The organism is Mycolicibacterium arcueilense (assembly GCF_058536225.1).
Map to the genome: position 1 here is coordinate 35,170 of NZ_JBZTYL010000009.1, position 17,777 is coordinate 52,946.

Annotated in this window: 20 protein-coding genes; 18 read left to right on the forward strand and 2 right to left on the reverse strand. The window is 66.6% G+C overall.

Annotation, left to right across the window (positions count from 1 at the left end):
- Position 1 precedes the first annotated feature (1 nt).
- Positions 2-376: a nuclear transport factor 2 family protein gene (locus AC4LGL_RS14740; RefSeq protein WP_491839405.1), complete on the forward strand. Its 375-nt coding sequence runs from the start codon at positions 2-4 to the stop codon at positions 374-376.
- 52 nt (positions 377-428) lie between these two features.
- Here AC4LGL_RS14740 and trhA read toward each other — a convergent pair whose 3' ends face one another.
- Positions 429-1,172 carry a PAQR family membrane homeostasis protein TrhA gene (gene trhA, locus AC4LGL_RS14745; RefSeq protein WP_491839406.1) on the reverse strand — a complete coding sequence of 248 codons (744 nt, stop codon included), beginning with the start codon at positions 1,170-1,172 and terminating at the stop codon, positions 429-431.
- Positions 1,173-1,228: 56 nt separating this feature from the next.
- On the opposite strand from trhA, the gene AC4LGL_RS14750 reads away from it, so the two are divergent.
- The 6 genes from AC4LGL_RS14750 to AC4LGL_RS14775 all read left to right on the forward strand — a co-directional run bounded on the left by AC4LGL_RS14750 (position 1,229) and on the right by AC4LGL_RS14775 (position 6,673).
- Positions 1,229-2,020 (forward strand): (2Z,6E)-farnesyl diphosphate synthase, encoded by a 792-nt coding sequence (locus AC4LGL_RS14750; protein WP_055116753.1) that lies wholly within the window; start codon positions 1,229-1,231, stop codon positions 2,018-2,020.
- Positions 2,021-2,035: 15 nt separating this feature from the next.
- Complete coding sequence (locus AC4LGL_RS14755) at positions 2,036-3,397, forward strand: hypothetical protein (RefSeq protein ID WP_491839407.1); 1,362 nt, start codon at positions 2,036-2,038, stop codon at positions 3,395-3,397.
- Positions 3,398-3,522: 125 nt separating this feature from the next.
- Complete coding sequence (locus AC4LGL_RS14760) at positions 3,523-3,948, forward strand: hypothetical protein (protein WP_491839466.1); 426 nt, start codon at positions 3,523-3,525, stop codon at positions 3,946-3,948.
- A gap of 117 nt (positions 3,949-4,065) precedes the next feature.
- Positions 4,066-4,479, forward strand: coding sequence for a hypothetical protein (locus AC4LGL_RS14765; protein WP_491839408.1), 414 nt, complete (start codon positions 4,066-4,068; stop codon positions 4,477-4,479).
- Positions 4,480-4,544: 65 nt separating this feature from the next.
- Positions 4,545-5,117: a hypothetical protein gene (locus AC4LGL_RS14770; protein WP_491839409.1), complete on the forward strand. Its 573-nt coding sequence runs from the start codon at positions 4,545-4,547 to the stop codon at positions 5,115-5,117.
- A gap of 98 nt (positions 5,118-5,215) precedes the next feature.
- The gene (locus AC4LGL_RS14775) at positions 5,216-6,673 is read left to right on the forward strand and encodes an NAD(P)/FAD-dependent oxidoreductase (RefSeq protein ID WP_491839410.1); all 1,458 of its coding nucleotides are present in this window, start codon (positions 5,216-5,218) and stop codon (positions 6,671-6,673) included.
- Here the strand turns inward: AC4LGL_RS14775 and coaA are convergent.
- Positions 6,670-7,608: a type I pantothenate kinase gene (coaA, locus tag AC4LGL_RS14780; RefSeq protein ID WP_491839411.1), complete on the reverse strand. Its 939-nt coding sequence runs from the start codon at positions 7,606-7,608 to the stop codon at positions 6,670-6,672. The genes AC4LGL_RS14775 and coaA overlap by 4 nt on opposite strands.
- A gap of 30 nt (positions 7,609-7,638) precedes the next feature.
- Here coaA and AC4LGL_RS14785 point away from each other — a divergent pair, with 30 nt between their 5' ends.
- From AC4LGL_RS14785 to dosR, 11 genes are all read left to right on the forward strand, one after another.
- Positions 7,639-8,880: a DUF885 domain-containing protein gene (locus tag AC4LGL_RS14785; protein ID WP_491839412.1), complete on the forward strand. Its 1,242-nt coding sequence runs from the start codon at positions 7,639-7,641 to the stop codon at positions 8,878-8,880.
- Between the two features lie 199 nt (positions 8,881-9,079).
- Positions 9,080-9,493 (forward strand): hypothetical protein, encoded by a 414-nt coding sequence (locus AC4LGL_RS14790; protein ID WP_491839413.1) that lies wholly within the window; start codon positions 9,080-9,082, stop codon positions 9,491-9,493.
- A gap of 303 nt (positions 9,494-9,796) precedes the next feature.
- Complete coding sequence (locus AC4LGL_RS14795) at positions 9,797-10,120, forward strand: hypothetical protein (RefSeq protein WP_491839414.1); 324 nt, start codon at positions 9,797-9,799, stop codon at positions 10,118-10,120.
- 70 nt (positions 10,121-10,190) lie between these two features.
- A complete protein-coding gene (locus tag AC4LGL_RS14800) occupies positions 10,191-10,751 on the forward strand; it encodes a hypothetical protein (RefSeq protein ID WP_491839415.1) in 561 nt (186 codons plus the stop codon).
- Between the two features lie 24 nt (positions 10,752-10,775).
- The gene (locus AC4LGL_RS14805; RefSeq protein ID WP_064882849.1) at positions 10,776-12,239 is read left to right on the forward strand and encodes a glycine hydroxymethyltransferase; all 1,464 of its coding nucleotides are present in this window, start codon (positions 10,776-10,778) and stop codon (positions 12,237-12,239) included.
- Between the two features lie 68 nt (positions 12,240-12,307).
- On the forward strand, positions 12,308-13,135 hold the full coding sequence (locus AC4LGL_RS14810) for an acyl-ACP desaturase (protein ID WP_491839416.1): 828 nt from the start codon (positions 12,308-12,310) through the stop codon (positions 13,133-13,135).
- 200 nt (positions 13,136-13,335) lie between these two features.
- On the forward strand, positions 13,336-14,649 hold the full coding sequence (phoH2, locus tag AC4LGL_RS14815; protein ID WP_064882852.1) for an RNA 5'-3' helicase PhoH2: 1,314 nt from the start codon (positions 13,336-13,338) through the stop codon (positions 14,647-14,649).
- A gap of 78 nt (positions 14,650-14,727) precedes the next feature.
- Positions 14,728-15,612, forward strand: a complete 885-nt coding sequence (locus AC4LGL_RS14820; protein WP_491839417.1) for a polysaccharide deacetylase family protein — start codon at positions 14,728-14,730, stop codon at positions 15,610-15,612.
- 70 nt (positions 15,613-15,682) lie between these two features.
- On the forward strand, positions 15,683-16,663 hold the full coding sequence (locus AC4LGL_RS14825) for an Acg family FMN-binding oxidoreductase (RefSeq protein ID WP_055116711.1): 981 nt from the start codon (positions 15,683-15,685) through the stop codon (positions 16,661-16,663).
- A 9-nt stretch (positions 16,664-16,672) separates the two neighbouring features.
- On the forward strand, positions 16,673-17,119 hold the full coding sequence (locus AC4LGL_RS14830) for a universal stress protein (RefSeq protein ID WP_157923437.1): 447 nt from the start codon (positions 16,673-16,675) through the stop codon (positions 17,117-17,119).
- A gap of 10 nt (positions 17,120-17,129) precedes the next feature.
- Positions 17,130-17,771 (forward strand): hypoxia response regulator transcription factor DosR/DevR, encoded by a 642-nt coding sequence (dosR, locus tag AC4LGL_RS14835; protein WP_491839418.1) that lies wholly within the window; start codon positions 17,130-17,132, stop codon positions 17,769-17,771.
- Positions 17,772-17,777 lie beyond the last annotated feature (6 nt).

The window sequence follows — 17,777 nt, forward strand, 5'->3', positions numbered from 1 at the left end:
CATGAGCCACGATGCCGCAGCCCTGGAGTCCTTCGTCAAGCGTTACCTCGACACGGTCGCGGGCGGTTCCGCCGCCGAGGTCGCCGCGCTGTACGCCGACGACGCGACGCTGGAGGATCCGGTGGGCAGCGGCGAGGTGCACATCGGGCGTCAGGCGATCGAGGGCTTCTACAAGAACCTGACCGCGGCGGGCGCCGAGATCACGACCGAGCTGCTCAAGTTCCGCCCGGGCGGGCACGAGGCGGCCTTCCTGTTCGCGATCGTCGTCGGGGGAGCGATGCGCATCGAACCCATGGAGGTCATGACGTTCGACGCCGAGGGCAAGATCACCGGCATGAAGGCCTACTGGTCGGCGGCCGACATCACGCAGCTCTGACAGATTTGCGGAGCCCCGCACCGCTTCGGTGGTGCGGGGCTTTTTCGTGGCCTCAGAAGACGGCGAACCACATGGCGATGTAGTGGCAGATCGCCGCTACCGCCGTGCAGGCGTGGAAGAACTCGTGATGGCCGAACGTCGTCGGCCACGGGTTGGGCCACTTGAGCGCGTAGAGCACGCCGCCGATGCTGTAGAGCGCACCGCCGACGATCAGCAGCACCACTGCGGCCACGCCGGCACCGTTCATGATCGGCCCGATGAACCAGGCCGCGACCCAGCCCAACAGGATGTAGAGGGGCACGCCCAGCCAGCGTGGTGCCGACGGCCAGAACATCTTGAGCAGCACACCGGCGATCGCTCCACCCCAGACGATCCAGAACAGCACCATGCCTTTGGATTCGGGCAGGGCCAGCAGTGCGAACGGGGTGTAGCTGCCCGCGATGAAGATGAAGATCATCGAGTGGTCGGCGCGCTTCATCCATTTGCGTGCGCTCGCGGATTTCCAGTTCACCCGGTGATAGGTGCCGCTGACGGTGAACATCGCCACGATAGTGAAGGTGTAGAGCAGGGTCGCAAGGCCCGCGCGGGTGGACTCCACCGACCACGACACCGACACCAGAGCTGCCCCGGCGATGAACGCGACGATGGCCGAGTAGACGTGGATCCAGCCCCGTGCCCGCGGCTTGCCGAGGAACTGGGCGACGCCTTCGGCGACGGCCTCGGGCAGATCTTCTGCGGGCCGGTTCAGGGCGGCCGCAGAGCGGTAGGGCTTGGTGCTACCGGTCGGCGCAGTCATGTCACCTCCATTGAGAACCGTGGTGTACCCCGACGTTCACAGTAGTCTGGACTCTCGTGGACATCATTCCCCCGCGGCTCAAGGAACCGGCCTATCGGCTCTACGAGATGCGGTTGCGTCAGGAACTGGCGCAGTCCAGATCCGAACTGCCCCGCCACATCGCGGTGTTGTGCGACGGCAACCGCCGTTGGGCGCGTGACGCAGGTTACGACGATGTCAGCATCGGCTACCGGATGGGCGCGGCCAAGATCGCCGAGATGTTGCGCTGGTGCCAGGCCGCGGGCATCGAGATGACGACGGTCTACCTATTGTCGACCGAAAACCTGCAGCGCGATCCCGACGAGCTGTCCGCCCTGCTCGAGATCATCACCGACGTGGTCGAGGAGATCTGCGCCCCGACGAACACCTGGACCGTGCGTACCGTCGGTGACCTGGAGTTGTTGGGGGAGGAACCGGCCCGCCGACTGCGTGAGGCCGTCGAATCGACCAACGGCAGGGGCGGCAAGTTCCACGTGAACGTCGCCGTCGCCTACGGCGGCCGCCAGGAGATCGTCGACGCCGTGCGCTCGCTGTTGTCGAAGGAACTGGCCAACGGTGCCACCGCCGAGCAACTCGTCGAAGCCGTCACGGTCGACGGGATCTCGGAGAACCTTTACACCTCAGGCCAACCCGACCCGGACCTCGTCATCCGCACCTCGGGTGAGCAACGGCTCAGCGGATTCCTGTTGTGGCAGAGCGCATATTCGGAGATGTGGTTCACCGAGGCGTACTGGCCCGCCTTCCGGCGCGTCGACTTCCTGCGTGCTCTGCGCGATTACACGGCCAGGCATCGCCGCTTCGGCAAGTAGTGCCAAACTGAACATATGGCTGCGCTGTCGGCAGTGGTCTTCACGCTCAGCTGGTGGCTGGGTCTCTACCTGCTCGCCCGTGATCCGCGTAAGCCCGTCCTCGTCCTCGCGGCGATCGGGCTGACCAGCTTCGCGGTGGTCGTCGCGCTGGACGCGGTCCGGTTGGTCACCGGCTCGGAAGTGCTCAGCCGTATCGAGATTTACCTGGTGGCGCTGCCGGGTATCGCCTGGTTCGCGGTCATGGTGGAACTGGCCCGCCCGGCCGATACCTTCCGGTCCCGTGCCGGTGAGATCGCCGCGATCTTCGCCGTCGCGGTGCTGGCCCTCGCCGGTGCGGGCCTCGCGGGCAGCGTCGACGGGCCGTTGCGGACCGGCCACTGGGTGATGTTCGCGGTGATCTCGCTGTCCTCGCTGGGCGCCATGGTCAAGGCCGTGCTCGGCGGCGCCAAGCCCGGGTCGGTGGTGGGGTTCATCATCGTCGCGACGCTGTTCTTCGCCCTCGGCAACGCGATCCTGGTGATCCCGCTGGGCCTGGTGCCGAGCTGGCTCGCGCTGGCGTCGACCGGATTCGACGTCGCCCTGCTCGGTGTCGCGGTCGCGATCTGGGATGCCTTCGACGAGGGCCAGGCGCTACGCGCGGACATGCGCCGCTCGATCATCGGCACGTTGGTGATCGCGGTCCCGTTCGCCGTCCAGGCCCTGGTCGGCATGGTCGTGCTCGACGCCGGGACCGGCCGCACCGTCATGACCATCCTGCTGTTCACGAGCCTGGCGGTCGCGGTCGCGGTGGAGGTGCTGGCCGATCCGCTGGCCGGGCTGCTCGACCGGCTCGCCTTCTCCCGGTCTCCGGATCTGCGCGCCGATCGTGAAGCGCTGCGCCAGACCGAAGCCGCGCTCCCGCTGCGATCTCCCCACCCGTTGGGCGGTATCGACGACGACGCCTTCGCCCGGCTCACCCGGCGCGCACTCGGCCATTACGGCGATCTGTCCAAGCTGGTCGCCAGCCCGCTGACGTCACTGCCCGCCATCGACGACCGGCTGGCTCAACGCGGGGCACCGGATCAGCCGCTGGAACGCGCCAACGAACTCAAGGCGCTGCTGGCCGATCGCATCGCCGCACTCAAGCCGCGGGGGAGCGGCGACTTCGGCACCACCGAGCAGTGGCGCCACTACAACTCGCTCTACTTCCCGTACGTCGTCGGCGTCCGCGCCTATGCGCAGAACGCCACCGCCGCCGGGCTGGACCCGGTGGCCCGGCAGGCCTGGCAGTGGTTGGTCACCGAAGTGCCGCAGCGGTCCCTGCACAACTGGCAGAACGCGGCGGCCCGCGTGATCGCCGCGGATCTGCGCGGCGATCTGGTCACTGCCAACGACTGACACCTGCACCGCGCTGACCTGGGCTTGGCAGTGCTTGGCAGTGTTTGGCGTCGATCTGGCAGCGGTTGGTGAGCAGTGTCGGAGGTGTTCCACCAATCGACACCCTCATCGCCGAGGAGCCCGAGATGACCGCCACGCTGCACCAACCATTGGCCGACTCCACACCCGGAGCGGTTTCGAAAGATTCCCTTCTGCGATTCGCCTTGCGCGCCGATGCCACCGTCTGCGCCGGCGTCGGCCTGATGGTGTCGATGGCTGCCGATCAGCTGGCCCGCATCGCGGGTCTGTCGGCCACCGCGGGATGGCTCGTCGGCGCCGGCCTGGTCGGCTACGGCGCGCTGCTGTACGTCCTCGCCGCCATCCCGCGCGTCCGGCGGGTGGGCATCGGCGTCCTCGCCGGCAACGTGGCGTTCGCGATCATCACGGTCGTCGCCATCGTGGCGGGCTGGTTGGCGTTGACCGGCACCGGAATCGAACTGGTTCTCGGATTCGTCGGTGCCACCGCAGTACTGGCCTGGCTGCAATACCGCGGAGTGCGCCGTCTGGCGTGACTCCCTCCCGAGCCGGTGCGGGGTGCCTGCCGGAAGAGGTTACGGCGCGTATCCCCGCACCGTGCTCCACCGCTCGAACCGAATGCATCACCAGGAAATCACCAGAGAAGGAGAATCATGTCCGCCATCACCTCCGCCGGATACGCAGGCACCACGAAGGCAACCGATTCGCTGCTGCGGCTGGCCATGCGGCTCGACGCAGTCCTCGTCGGTATCAGCGGGATCGCTCTGCTGGCCGCGGCCGGGTATTTCGCCGATCTCACCGGGCTGCCGAAATCCGTCGAGTACGGCGTCGGCATCTTCTCGGTCGTCTACGGCATCGCGGTGTTCGCCCTGGCCGGCATCGAGCGGGTGCGTCCCGCAGGCATCGGCACCGTGATCGCCAACGCGGCATGCACCGTGATCGCCCTGATCGCCGTGTTCACGATGGCACTGACCACCGCAGGCGTCGTGGTCGTGATCGGCGCCGGCCTCTACACGCTGGCGATGGCCGAACTGCAGTACGTCGGGGTCCGGCGGATCCCGGCCTGACCGTTTGCCGCGGACAGCGTCCAGAGCCCAGGCTCTGGGCGCTGTCTGTGACCGATAATGGCCGGGTGGAATTGCAGTGGGGGACCGAGCACACCGCGCGGCTGCGATCGGTACAGGTCGGCTGGGACGGCACCGAAGTGGGTGCACCGTGTTTCCCGCCGGATTGGGATACCGCACCCGACGACCTCGATCTGCTGCGCATCGCCACCGGGTTCGGTGCCTGTGCCACAGGCGAATACGGATATCAGCGCCCGTCGGCCGACCATGAATACTCGTTCTTCGTCGAACAACTGCCGGAATCGGGCGAGTTCGGTTTCACCGACCAGCACCGCACCCTGCTGGCGCAGATGAGTTGGGAACTGTCCGATCCCTATTTCGGCGAGGAGGTGCCCGGTTGTGATCCCAAGCGGCCGTACGGCGACTTCACCTTCTACCAGTTGGAGATGGCGCTGCACCTCGGGCTGATCCCGCCGAAGAAGCCGGAAGGGGAGGATCCGATGACGCCCGAGCTGGTCACCGCGATGACCGAACTGCACCAACGCATGCAGCCCGCCCTTCAGGTGTTCCTGTACCACTTCTCGATCGCCGACGGCGAGCGGTTCGTAGGCAACGACTGGGGTGGCTGGGAACGCGCCTGAGCGGTCCGGCCGACGAAACTCGGGTAGCGCACTACTCATGGCGTGGCGACCGCATGCGCCCACACTGAGCTCAAACGGCGCTACCCGGGAGATTCGCGATGCCAGAAGATTGTGACGTCTGCATTGTCGGTGCCGGCCTGTGCGGCATGAACGCGCTGTTCGTGGCCAGCACGTACCTCAGACCCGATCAGAAGATCATCCTGATCGACCGTCGTCCCCGGGTCGGTGGAATGTGGGTGGACACGTATCCGTATGTGCGGCTGCACCAACCCCATCCGATGTTCACTGCCGGCAACATCAAATGGACCCTTGACCGTGAGCCCTCCTATCTGGCCACCAAACCCGAGGTGCTCGATCACTTCAGCTACTGCCTGCACCAGATCAGACAACGAGTACGGGTCGAGGAACACTACGGCTGGGATTTCCAGTCCGCGGATACCAGCGATGGTGCCGTACAGGTCTCCTGCCGCGACGGGGACGGAGAACTGCGCACCATCCGGACCGCCCGATTGATCAAGGCCTACGGCGTGCGGGTGATGCCGAACGAAGCGCTTGAGCTGTCCAGTGAGCGGGTGCGGTCGGTGTCGCCGGACTCGTGTGATGTCCGCTCGGGGGAGATCCACGACAGCAATACCCCGGTGTGGGTGATCGGCAGCGGCAAGACCGCCATGGACACCGCGCACGCGCTGATCACGTCGAGCCCGGGACGCGAAGTGAACATGGTGGCGGGCTCGGGCACCTTCTTCGCCAGCCGGGATCGGTTCTTTCCAGCCGGTGCCCGGCGCTGGGCCGGTGGGACCTCGTTGACCAAGATGGCCATCGAGATGACCCGGCTCTTCGATGGCACCAACGAGGACGAGGTTGCGCGCTGGTTCCGCTCGGCCTACGGCACCTGCCCGACACAGCAAGCCGATCATTACGTTGCCGGCGTCCTGTCAGAGGCCGAGAACACCACCATCTCGGCGGGTCTGAACGATGTGGTGATGGACCATCTCGTCGACGTCGTCGACAGCAACGGTACCGCCGATCTGGTGTTCCGCACCGGGGCCAGAAAAGCCGTTACGCCGGGCAGTTGGATCGTGAACTGCACCGGGTATCTCACCAAAGGCGAGCATCCTTACGAGCCGTATGTTTCCGGCGACGGTTCCGTTTTGTCGATCCAACTGCGTTCCGCCACTGTCCATTTGACGTCATTCGCGGCCTACTTCGCGACGCACCTCATGTTTTTGGGCAAGTTGAACACGGTGCCGCTCTATGAGCTCGATCTGCAGGACCTGGCGCAGAAGTCGAAAAAATCGTTGGTGTACGCGATGTTCACCCTGGCCCAGCACAACCTGAGCCTGATTTCGGATGCGGTGCCGGTCAGTGTGTTCCGTGAGTGCGGCCTGGACTTCAACCGCTGGTATCCGATGCCGCGCCAACTCTCGGCCACCGCCCGCTTCATGGCGACCCATCACCGGGACCGTGAGCATCTGCGTCGCACCCTGGACACCGTGCGGGAGCGCTTCGACGTGCGCTGCGGGCCGCTGGTCGCAACGCCGGCCGGGACCGGCTAGAGCTTCCGCAGTCGCAGCCGGTTGATCGAATGGTCGGCGTCCTTGCGCAGCACCAGGGTGGCGCGCGGCCGGGTCGGCAGGATGTTCTCGATCAGGTTGGGCCGGTTGATGGAATGCCAGATGTCGCGGGCCGCGAACACCGCCTGCTCGTCGGTCAGGGTCGAGTAGTGGTGGAAGTGCGATGCCGGGTCGGCGAACGCCGTCGAGCGCATCGTCAGGAACCGCGAGATGTACCACTTCTCGATGTCCTCGATGCGCGCGTCGACGTATACCGAGAAGTCGAACAGGTCCGAGATCATCAGGGCCGGACCGGTCTGCAGGACGTTGAGGCCTTCGAGGATGAGGATGTCCGGATGCCGGACCACCTGCTTCTCACCGGGCACGATGTCGTAGAGCAGGTGTGAGTACACCGGCGCGCAGACCTCGTCGGCGCCGGATTTCACCGCGGTGACGAACCGCATCAAGGCACGTCGATCGTAGCTTTCCGGGAAACCTTTGCGGTGCATGAGGTTCCGCCGGTGAAGCTCTTTGTTCGGGTAGAGGAACCCGTCGGTCGTCACCAGGTCCACGCGGGGGTGGTGACCCCAGCGGGCCAACAGGGCCTGCAGCACACGGGCAGTGGTCGACTTCCCGACCGCGACACTGCCGGCGACGCCGATGACGAACGGCACCGGTCGGTCCGGATTCTGCTGTGGCTCACCGAGGAACTCCGCCGTCGCGGCGAACAGCCGCTGGCGGGCGGCGACCTGAAGATGGATCAACCGGGCCAGCGGCAGGTAGACCTCTTCGACCTCGAGGATGTCGAGTTTCTCGCCCATACCGCGCAGGCGCAGCAGTTCGTCCTCGGTGAGTTTCAGCGGTGTCGACATGCGCAGTGCACGCCATTGACTTCGGTCGAACTCCACATAGGGGCTCGGCTCGCTCGGCCGCGGCATCCGATCAGTCTTACATCTACGGTTGGGGGCATGGCTAACGGGATCGAGAAAAAGACGGGCTCCGGAACCGGCACAGTGACGGACTCGGCCACTCTCATTCGCGAGTATCTGCTCCTCGGACTGCGTTTCGACCGGGTCGAGGAGGGTTACGTCGATTCCTTCACCGGTGACCCCCAGCTGCGTCGTGCGGTCGAGAACGAGCCTGCGCCCGACCCGGCCGACCTCGCTCGTCAGGCGGACCGGCTGCTGGCCCAGATCCCCGACGACCTCGACCGCGACCGCGCCGAATACATTGCCGCGCACCTGAGGGCGCTCAACTGTGCGGGCCGCAAGTTCGCCGGTGAGCAGGTCGGATTCGTCGACGAGGTGCAGGCCTATTTCGACGTACGGATCAGCAAGGGCGATCCGGAGAAATACGGGCAGGCCCACGTCAAACTCGACGAGGCCCTCGGTGGCACCGGCCCACTGGCCGAGCGGATCCAGGCGCATCGCACGGGAGACGAGATCCCTCCGGCGCGGCTGGAGGAGTGCATCCACGCGTTCTCGTCGGCCCTGCGTGACAAGGTGCGCGCCGCGTACCCGTTGCCCGAGGCCGAGACCATCACCTACGAGGTGGTCACCGACAAGCCGTGGTCGGGGTTCAACTACTACCTGGGCGACTACAAGTCCACCGTCGCGGTCAATGCCGATCTGAAACAACAGATGGCCAACCTGCCCCGACTGGTGGCCCACGAGTCCTACCCGGGTCATCACACCGAGCACTGCCGCAAAGAATCAGGACTAGTGGCCGGTCAAAATCAACTCGAACAGACGATCTTCCTCGTCAACACCCCGCAATGCCTGATGGCCGAGGGCCTGGCAGATCTGGCATTGCATGCCATCGTCGGGCCGGGTTGGGGCGCGTGGGCGGCCGATATCTACGCCGACCTGGGCCTTCGGTTCGACGGGGAGCGTGCCGAGTCGATCTCGGAGGCGGTGGCCGGGTTGGCCGACGTGCGCCAGGACGCTGCGCTGATGCTGCACGACGAGCATCGCGACGTCGACGAGGTGGTGGAGTTCCTCAAGCGCTGGCTGCTGGTCGACGACGATCGGGCCAGGCAGTCGCTGCGGTTCCTGTCCTCGCCGCTGTGGCGGGCCTACACCAGCACCTACATCGAGGGGTACAGGTTGCTGCGCGGGTGGCTGGACGACCGGCCCGCCGGCGTGACGTTGACGGAGCGCTTCGGCCGGCTGCTCGATGAGCCGCTGATCCCGTCGACCTTGCGGACTTAGTCTCGCTTGGCAGCAAATTCCTCGGACCGATCTCAATGCCTCGACCGTGGTTCGTGGGGCCTTTGCCGGACGTGTTCTGGATTGCGTTGCCTCGCCGGTATGACGGTGGTCTCAAGTGCTTGATTACCTTAGTTACCAGTCAGTAACATTGTTGCCATAGGGCCTGGTGGCAGTACCGGGTCGGGCAAAGGAAATGACCATGGCAGCAACAAGGGAAAGACTGGACAAGATCAAGCGCACGGCCGGCGTGATCGTGGCGGCCGGCGCGGTGGCGTTTGCCGGAATCCTCGGTTCGGGCGCGGTGGCCAACGCCGCCGGACCCGTCACGAAGGTCGGCAGCGATCCGGTGGCCCCGGTCAGCCCAGGGGGTAAAAAGACTCCCTTCACCAAGGTCGGCAGCGATCCCGTGACATCCGTCATCTCGGGCATTGCCGACGCCGCCACCTCTGGTGGCTCTGGTGTCGAGATCCCGCCCCTCGTCAGCCCGTGGCCCGGCGGCGCGTGGGCCGGTCACGACTGGAGCAAGGGGTACCCGGGTGGCGGCCTCGCCAATGGCAAGGGCGGTGGCGCTGCCATCCACGGCAAGGCCGGCGGCGCCTGGAATCACCGCTGACAACCGCGAAACCAGGCGAACCGATGGGTCCGCCTGGTTTTCTGCGCGGTGCCAGTCATCAGCGCCGTAGCTCGAAATTTGCTGAGGGCAACCTCGGATGTTCCGTGCCTGCGCCCGCTGACGTGTTGTACCTGCGCTGGGTGTGTTCACAAAAGCACAGTTGAATAGACAAATACTGACCTTGATTCGCTGATTTGCAGGCTCTGGGTTCTCGCATCCCGATGCCTTGATCGGGCTCGCGGGCCGGGCGTAAAATATTTGCTGAGCATCGTGCGACGTACCGGGCGGCAGCAAGGGGTCGACATGACTACAACGGGCACGAAATCGAACCGGGTCAAGCGCATGGCCGGTGTAGTCGTGGCCGGATCGATGGCCTTGGCCGGGCTGCTCGCCGGACCTGCGATGGTGGCGAATGCCGATCCCGTCGTGGTGTTGAACGGCGAGACGGTGGCCCCGCCGAAGCCTCCTCCTCTCGTGAGCCCGTGGCCCGGTGGAGCGTGGGCCGGCTGGGACTGGAGCAAGGGGTGGCCCGGCGGCGCCTGGGCCGGTCACGACTGGAGCAAGGGGTGGCCCGGCGGCGGTTATGCGAACGGCAAGGCCGGCGGCGCATGGAACCACACCAAGTAGTGATCTGACCACGGACGCCTCCTTGGATGAGCTGCTCATCGCGCCGGTATTGCGGGCTTAGGCTCGGAGGGTGTCTGAGTTTCGGCTCTATGTCCCCGCGTTGGCCATGCCGCTCAACATGCTCCTGCTGGCGTGGATGGTGATCGGCCGGGGACTGTTTGTACAGCTCGGGTGGATGGTGGTGTTCGGCGTCCTCGCCGCACCGTGGCTGGCACTGTGCCTGGTATTCACGAGCAGGTTGATGCGTAAGCAGCCGGGCGGGGAGCTCACCTCCGGGCAGGCCTGGGCCCAGGTAATCCTGTGGGCGTCGATGTTCGTGTTCGGGCTCGCCTGTGTCGACGGCGGAGACAGCCCCGGCGCATTCCCCTCGGTCCTGATGAAGGTGATCGGCGACGGACCGCACATGGAAACCGTCAGCAACCTGCTGTGGGCCGGATCGGTGATCGTCGGGATCGCCGCCTGGTTCGTGTTGCTCACCAAGCTCACCCGCGGCATCGCTGTCCCGCCGCCGGCTCAACCGCCCTATCCCTACCCCGGATACCCGCCGGCCTATTCCTACCCCGGATACCCGCCGGCCTATCCCCACCCCGGTTACCCGCCGGGCCAAACCGGCCCGGGACCTTCGAGCTGACCCGCTCCGACTAGGCTGAATGCCATGGCAGCAGACCCGTCCTCCACCTTGCCCGCGGCTTCCGGCGCCGATTACGCCGACACTTCAAGCGCCGCGTACCAGGCCGCATTGCAGGTCATCGAGTCCGTCGAGCCCCGGGTCGCCGCAGCCACCCGCAAAGAGCTTGCCGATCAACGGGATTCGCTCAAGCTGATCGCCAGTGAGAACTACGCCTCCCCGGCGGTACTGCTCACCATGGGCACCTGGTTCTCCGACAAGTACGCCGAGGGCACCGTCGGCCACCGCTTCTACGCGGGCTGCCAGAACGTCGACACCGTCGAGGCCCTGGCCGCCGAGCATGCCCGTGAACTGTTCGGCGCCCCGTACGCCTACGTCCAGCCGCACTCGGGCATCGATGCCAATCTGGTTGCCTACTGGGCCATCCTGGCCACCAAGGTGGAGGCCCCCGGCCTGGCCGAACTCGGCGCCAAGCACGTCAACGACCTGTCCGAGGCGGACTGGGAGACCCTGCGCAACAAGCTGGGCAACCAGCGTCTGCTGGGCATGTCCCTGGATGCCGGTGGGCACCTGACCCACGGTTTCCGACCCAACATCTCCGGCAAGATGTTCCATCAGCACAGCTACGGGACCAACCCGGAGACGGGTTTCCTGGACTACGACGCCGTGGCCGCCGCTGCCCGCGAGTTCAAGCCGCTGGTGCTGGTCGCCGGCTACTCGGCGTACCCGCGCCGGGTGAACTTCGCCAAGATGCGCGAGATCGCCGACGAGGTCGGCGCCACGCTGATGGTCGACATGGCGCACTTCGCCGGCCTGGTGGCGGGCAAGGTGTTCACCGGTGACGAGAACCCGGTGCCGCACGCCCACGTCACCACGACCACCACCCACAAGTCGCTGCGCGGTCCGCGCGGCGGCATGGTGCTGGCCACCGAGGAATTCGCCCCGGCCGTCGACAAGGGCTGCCCGATGGTGCTCGGCGGGCCGCTGAGCCACGTCATGGCGGCCAAGGCCGTCGCGCTGGCCGAGGCACGCCAGCCGGCGTTCCAGACCTACGCCCAGCAGGTCGCCGACAACGCCCAGGCGCTGGCCGACGGCTTCGTGAAGCGCGATGCGGGCCTGGTCACCGGCGGCACTGACAACCACCTCGTGCTGCTCGATGTTCGTTCGTTCGGCCTGACCGGCCGCCAGGCCGAGTCCGCCCTGCTCGACGCCGGTGTCGTCACCAACCGCAACGCCATCCCGGCCGACCCGAACGGCGCCTGGTACACCAGCGGCGTCCGGCTGGGCACCCCGGCTCTGACCAGCCGCGGATTCGGCGCTGACGACTTCGACCGGGTGGCCGAGCTGATCGTCGACGTGCTGTCCAACACGCAGGCCGAGGGCACTTCGAAAGCCAAGTACAAGCTGGCCGACGGCACCGCCGAGCGCGTGCATGCGGCCTCGGCCGAACTGCTCGACGCCAACCCGCTGTACCCGGGCCTCACCCTCTGAGCCGGCGCGGGCGACATCACATGTGGCCTGAGTTTTAGAAACCTGTAAACCTCGGTTACAGTTACCTCATGGCACAGAAACCTGTCGCTAATGCGCTGACCTTGGAGCTTGAGCCCGTTGTCGAGGCCGAGCTGCGTCGCCACCTGGATACCGAGGATCTCTGGTACGCACACGATTACGTGCCGTTCGACCAGGGCGAGAACTTCGCCTTCCTCGGTGGCCAGGACTGGGATCCCTCGCAGGTGACGCTGCCCAAGACCGTCACCGACGCCCTGGAGATCCTGCTGATCACCAAGGACAACCTGTCGGGCTATCACCGTGAGCTCGTCGAGCACTTCATCCTCGAGGACAAGTGGGGCCGCTTCCTGGGCCGCTGGACCGCCGAGGAGCACCTGCACGCCGTCGCGCTGCGCAACTACCTCGTCGTCACCCGCGAGATCGACCCGACGGCCAACGAGGACGTCCGCGTCGAGCATGTGATGAAGGGTTACCGCGCCGACAGCTACAGCCAGATCGAGACGCTGGTGTTCATGGCGTTCTTCGAGCGCGCCCACGCGGTGTACACCCGCAACCTGCGGGCCCAGATCGCCGAGCCGGTGCTGGGTTCGATGGTCGACCGCATCGTCCTCGACGAGGAGCGCCACGAGCTGTTCTTTGCCAACCTCGTGTCGCACCTGCTGGGCACCCATCGCGACGAGACCGTGGCGGCCATCGCCGCGCGCGCCCGTGAGCTCGATGTGATCGGCGCGGACATCGACGCCTACCAGGACAAGGTGGCGGTGGTGGCCGAGGCCGGCATCTTCGACAAGGCCGCGCTGGCCCAGGTCATCTCCGACCGGATCACCGCGTGGGGACTGGCCGACGAGGCAACGCTCCAGGAGTTCATCAAGGCGTAACTCGCCGGGCGTTATTCACGCGGCGCGCCAGCCAGCAACCCCGCCACGGCGGGAGTAGCGTCGAATCCGATGGCTAGCGACATGCTCTGCTGTCCGGACGGTACCGATCGGTTTGATCACGAGAGGACCGGCTCCGGTCCTGGTGCCGCAGTGTCCACCGAGCAACTCGTGTGGGGCCGCGCGGGTTCTAGGAGCGCCACGTGACTGATCTGCCTGTCCGTACCTATGTGCTCGACACATCCGTGTTGCTGTCCGATCCCTGGGCATGCACCCGGTTCGCCGAGCATGAAGTGGTGGTCCCGCTGGTCGTGATCAGCGAGCTGGAGGCCAAACGGCATCACCACGAGCTGGGCTGGTTCGCCCGGCAGGCGCTGCGGATGTTCGACGATCTGCGGCTTGAGCACGGGAGGCTGGATCAGCCGATTCCCGTTGGGGCGCAAGGTGGCACGCTACAGGTCGAGTTGAACCACATCGACCAGTCCGTCTTGCCTTCGGGCTTCCGTACGGAAACCAACGACACCCGGATCCTGGCCTGCGCTGCGAATCTCGCTGCCGAAGGCAAGCATGTCACGCTGGTGAGCAAGGACATCCCGCTGCGCGTCAAGGCCGGCGCGGTGGGCCTGGCCGCCGACGAGTACCACGCCCAGGATGTCGTGGTGTCCGGTTGGACGGGCATGACCGAGTTCGACGTCGCGGCCGAGGACATCGACACGTTGTTCTCCGACGGCGAGATCGATCTGGCCGATGCTCGGGACCTGCCCTGCCACACCGGAATTCGGTTGCTGGGTGGTAGCTCGTCGGCGCTCGGCCGGGTCAACGCCGAGAAGCGGGTGCAGCTGGTGCGTGGTGACCGCGAAGTGTTCGGCCTCCGGGGAAGGTCAGCCGAACAACGCGTCGCCCTCGATCTGCTGCTCGACGAATCCGTCGGCATCGTGTCGCTCGGTGGCAAAGCCGGCACCGGCAAATCCGCGCTGGCCCTGTGCGCCGGTCTGGAAGCGGTGCTGGAGCGCAGAACCCAGCGCAAGGTGGTGGTGTTCCGTCCGCTCTACGCCGTCGGCGGCCAGGACCTCGGCTACCTGCCGGGCAGCGAGAGCGAGAAGATGGGGCCATGGGCGCAAGCCGTCTTCGACACCCTCGAAGGGCTCGCCAGCCCGGCGGTGCTCGAAGAGGTGCTCTCCCGCGGCATGCTCGAAGTGCTTCCGCTGACCCATATTCGGGGCCGTTCACTGCACGACTCGTTCGTGATCGTCGACGAGGCCCAGTCGTTGGAGCGCAACGTGCTGCTGACCGTGCTGTCGCGGCTGGGTGCCGGTTCGCGGGTGGTGCTCACCCACGACGTGGCCCAGCGCGACAACCTGCGGGTGGGCCGCCACGACGGCGTCGCGGCTGTCATCGAGAAGCTCAAGGGGCACCCGCTGTTCGCCCACATCACGCTGCAGCGCAGCGAGCGGTCGCCGATCGCCGCGCTGGTCACCGAGATGCTGGAGGAGTTCAGCCCGGGCGCGCTGCCCTGAGTCGGAGTGATTTGGGTGCGTTCGGTAACGCCAGGCGTTACCGAACGCACCCAAATCGCCAGCCGGTAGGCTGCCGGGGTGGCGAGGCTCCCCAACAGTCAGGCATGGCGGTGGACTGTGGTCGGCGTGGTCGCCGCCGTCGTGGTCCTGGTGGTGGGGGTGCTCACCGGGCACATCCGCCGCGACGACCCCGATGACGTGGATTGCGCGACGGAGCGGTGCATCGCGCTGACGTTCGACGACGGGCCCGGCCCATACACCGACCGGCTCCTGCAGATCCTCAAGGACAACGACGCCAAGGCGACGTTCTTCGAGATCGGCAACAAGGTCGCCGCCAACCCCGAGGGTGCCAAACGGGTGGTTGAGGCCGGCATGGAGTTGGGCAGCCACACCTGGGAACACCCCAACATGACGACCATCCCGCCCGAGGAGATCCCGGCCCAGTTCAGCAAGGCCAGTGACGCGATCGAGGCCGCGACGGGCCAGCGGCCCAAGCTCGTGCGCACCGCGGGCGGGCTGGTCAACGACCAGGTGCTCGCCGAGGCCGGCAAGCAGGGGCTGGCCGACATCAACTGGGACGTCATTCCGTTCGACTGGGCCAACGACGCCAACATCGCCGCGACCCGCTACATGCTGATGACGCAGATCAGGCCCAACAATGTGGTGCTGTTTCATGACACCTACTCGTCCACCGTGGACCTGGTGGAGCAGTTCATCCCGGTCCTCAAGGCCAACGGCTACCACCTGGTGACTGTGAGCCACATGCTCGGTGAGCGCGAGCCGGGCACCAGTTACGGCAGCCGGGAGAACGGCCCGCCCGTACCGCCGGCCGAGGCGCTCAAGGACGTTCCGCCGGAGGAGATCCCGTTGCTGCCTGCGACGCCGTCGCCTCCGCCGATGCCGAACTTCCCGATCACCGACATCCCCGGTGCGAATTCGGGGGGCCCCAACAACGGGGCGTGAGACGTACATCGCGCCGGTTTGAGGACCAAAGACCCTAACCGGCGGGCCCGGGCGCGACGAGGCTTGAAGCATGCCCGAGACGATGTTCGATTCTGCGACCCTCACCCGTGCGGTGCAGCTGGCATCACGTGCGCCGTCATTGCACAACACCCAACCGTGGCGGCTGGTCGTCGACGGCAGTGGGGTGCACCTGCACCTGGACCCGAGTCGCGTGGTGACCGCGACCGATCGATCGGCGCGTGAGGCGGTCATCAGTTGCGGGGTGCTGCTGGATCATCTGCGGGTGGCGATGGCCGCGGCCGGATGGGCCACCAGTGTCGACCGCTTCCCGAATCCGAATGACCCCGATCATCTGGCGACGCTGCAGTTCTCGCCGATGGACTTCGTCACCGATGCGCATCGTCGGCGGGCCGACGCGATCCTGGCCCGGCGAACCGACCGGCTGCCGATGGCCGGGTATGCGGACTGGGATTCCTTCGAGAGACTCTTGAGGTTGCGGTTGCCCGACGGCCCGGTGCACTTGGACGTGCTGGCCGAGGAGATGCGCGCCGACGTGGCAGAGGCGGCGGCGCTGACCGAGACGCTGCGCCTCTACGATTCCGCCTATCATTCCGAACTTGCCTGGTGGACAACACCGTTCGCGACCGAGGACGGTATCCCGCCGAGCGCCCTGGTCTCGGCTGCGGAAAGCGAGCGGGTCGCGGTGGCGCGGACCTTCCCGGTCACCGCGCACAGCGATCGCCGCCCCTCCGTCCACGACGACTCGGCCACCCTGGTGGTGCTGTCCACCGACGGGTACAGCCGGGCAGACGCCCTCGACGCCGGCGAGGCACTCTCGGTTCTGCTGCTGGAATGCACGTTGTCGGGTCTGAGCACCTGCCCCGTGAGCCACGTGACCGAGTTGCACGCCAGCCGCGACATCATCGGCACGCTGATCGGCCGTGACGCCTGCCCTCAGTTGCTGGTCCGCATCGGCATCGCCCCGACACTCACCGATGCACCACCGCCGACACCGCGCCGCACCGTCGACACCTTCGTGACCTTCGAATAGGAGATGACCATGACCGACACCCTGATCGCCCCCGCCGCCGCAGCTACCGCCACTGGTGCGGCCGTCGTGGTCGAAGCCGACGGCCGCACCGCGAGCAACGACGCGCTGCACGCCGCGATCGAGGAGGCCGTGGGACGCGGTGCGCCGTTGCGGGTGCTGACCACCTGGGGCGCCCGGCACCGCGAGATGTACGACGCGACCGCCGTCGCCGAGCGTGACCGGTTGTCGGCGGCACAGCTCGAGCGCCGCCTGGCCCGCGCGCTGAAACGATCCCCGGACCTCGATGTGCAGAGCATCGACGGCTACGCCGGCGTCGCGGAATACCTGACGGCACATCCGGAATCGGCGCAACTGCTCGTGCTCGGTGCCGATCACCCCGATTCCGCCGGGTTGCAGGCGGCGTTGGCGCACTCGGGTTGCGCGGTGCTCACTTGCGATCGGCGCCATCGGTTGTGAGACTCGGGGAATGATCAGAGTCTTTCTGGTCGACGACCATGAGGTGGTCCGCCGCGGGCTGATCGACCTGCTCAGCGCCGACCCTGAGCTCGACGTGATCGGTGAGGCCGATTCGGTGGCGCAGGCCCTGGCCCGGGTGCCGGCGCTGAAGCCCGACGTCGCGGTGCTCGACGTCCGGCTGCCCGACGGCAACGGCATCGAACTCTGCCGGGACCTGTTGTCGCGCATGCCCGATCTGCGCTGCCTGATGTTGACGTCGTTCACCTCCGACGAGGCCATGCTGGACGCCATCCTGGCCGGCGCCAGTGGCTATGTCGTCAAGGACATCAAGGGGATGGAACTGGCCCAGGCGATCAAGGACGTCGGGGCCGGGAAGTCGCTGCTGGACAATCGCGCCGCCACGGCGCTGATGGCGAAACTGCGCGGCGACGCCGAGCGGTCCGACCCGTTGGCCGGGCTGACCCAGCAGGAGCGCGTGCTGCTCGACCTGCTGGGGGAGGGGCTGACCAATCGGCAGATCGCGGCCCGGATGTTCCTTGCCGAGAAGACCGTCAAGAACTACGTGTCGCGGTTGCTGGCCAAGCTGGGCATGGAACGTCGCACCCAGGCCGCGGTATTCGCTTCCAACCTGGAACGTCGTAATCATCAGTGATGCCAG

Bases quoted from the DNA above. Each gene is read 5' to 3' on its own strand.
- dosR (WP_491839418.1), top strand. From the start codon at position 17,130: ATGATCAGAGTCTTTCTGGTCGACGACCATGAGGTGGTCCGCCGCGGG.
- AC4LGL_RS14805 (WP_064882849.1), top strand. From the start codon at position 10,776: ATGGCAGCAGACCCGTCCTCCACCTTGCCCGCGGCTTCCGGCGCCGAT.
- AC4LGL_RS14785 (WP_491839412.1), top strand. From the start codon at position 7,639: ATGGCTAACGGGATCGAGAAAAAGACGGGCTCCGGAACCGGCACAGTG.
- AC4LGL_RS14795 (WP_491839414.1), top strand. From the start codon at position 9,797: ATGACTACAACGGGCACGAAATCGAACCGGGTCAAGCGCATGGCCGGT.
- AC4LGL_RS14775 (WP_491839410.1), top strand. From the start codon at position 5,216: ATGCCAGAAGATTGTGACGTCTGCATTGTCGGTGCCGGCCTGTGCGGC.
- AC4LGL_RS14755 (WP_491839407.1), top strand. From the start codon at position 2,036: ATGGCTGCGCTGTCGGCAGTGGTCTTCACGCTCAGCTGGTGGCTGGGT.
- AC4LGL_RS14810 (WP_491839416.1), top strand. From the start codon at position 12,308: ATGGCACAGAAACCTGTCGCTAATGCGCTGACCTTGGAGCTTGAGCCC.
- AC4LGL_RS14830 (WP_157923437.1), top strand. From the start codon at position 16,673: ATGACCGACACCCTGATCGCCCCCGCCGCCGCAGCTACCGCCACTGGT.
- AC4LGL_RS14740 (WP_491839405.1), top strand. From the start codon at position 2: ATGAGCCACGATGCCGCAGCCCTGGAGTCCTTCGTCAAGCGTTACCTC.
- trhA (WP_491839406.1), bottom strand. From the start codon at position 1,172: ATGACTGCGCCGACCGGTAGCACCAAGCCCTACCGCTCTGCGGCCGCC.
- AC4LGL_RS14760 (WP_491839466.1), top strand. From the start codon at position 3,523: ATGACCGCCACGCTGCACCAACCATTGGCCGACTCCACACCCGGAGCG.
- AC4LGL_RS14825 (WP_055116711.1), top strand. From the start codon at position 15,683: ATGCCCGAGACGATGTTCGATTCTGCGACCCTCACCCGTGCGGTGCAG.
- AC4LGL_RS14790 (WP_491839413.1), top strand. From the start codon at position 9,080: ATGGCAGCAACAAGGGAAAGACTGGACAAGATCAAGCGCACGGCCGGC.
- AC4LGL_RS14765 (WP_491839408.1), top strand. From the start codon at position 4,066: ATGTCCGCCATCACCTCCGCCGGATACGCAGGCACCACGAAGGCAACC.
- coaA (WP_491839411.1), bottom strand. From the start codon at position 7,608: ATGCCGCGGCCGAGCGAGCCGAGCCCCTATGTGGAGTTCGACCGAAGT.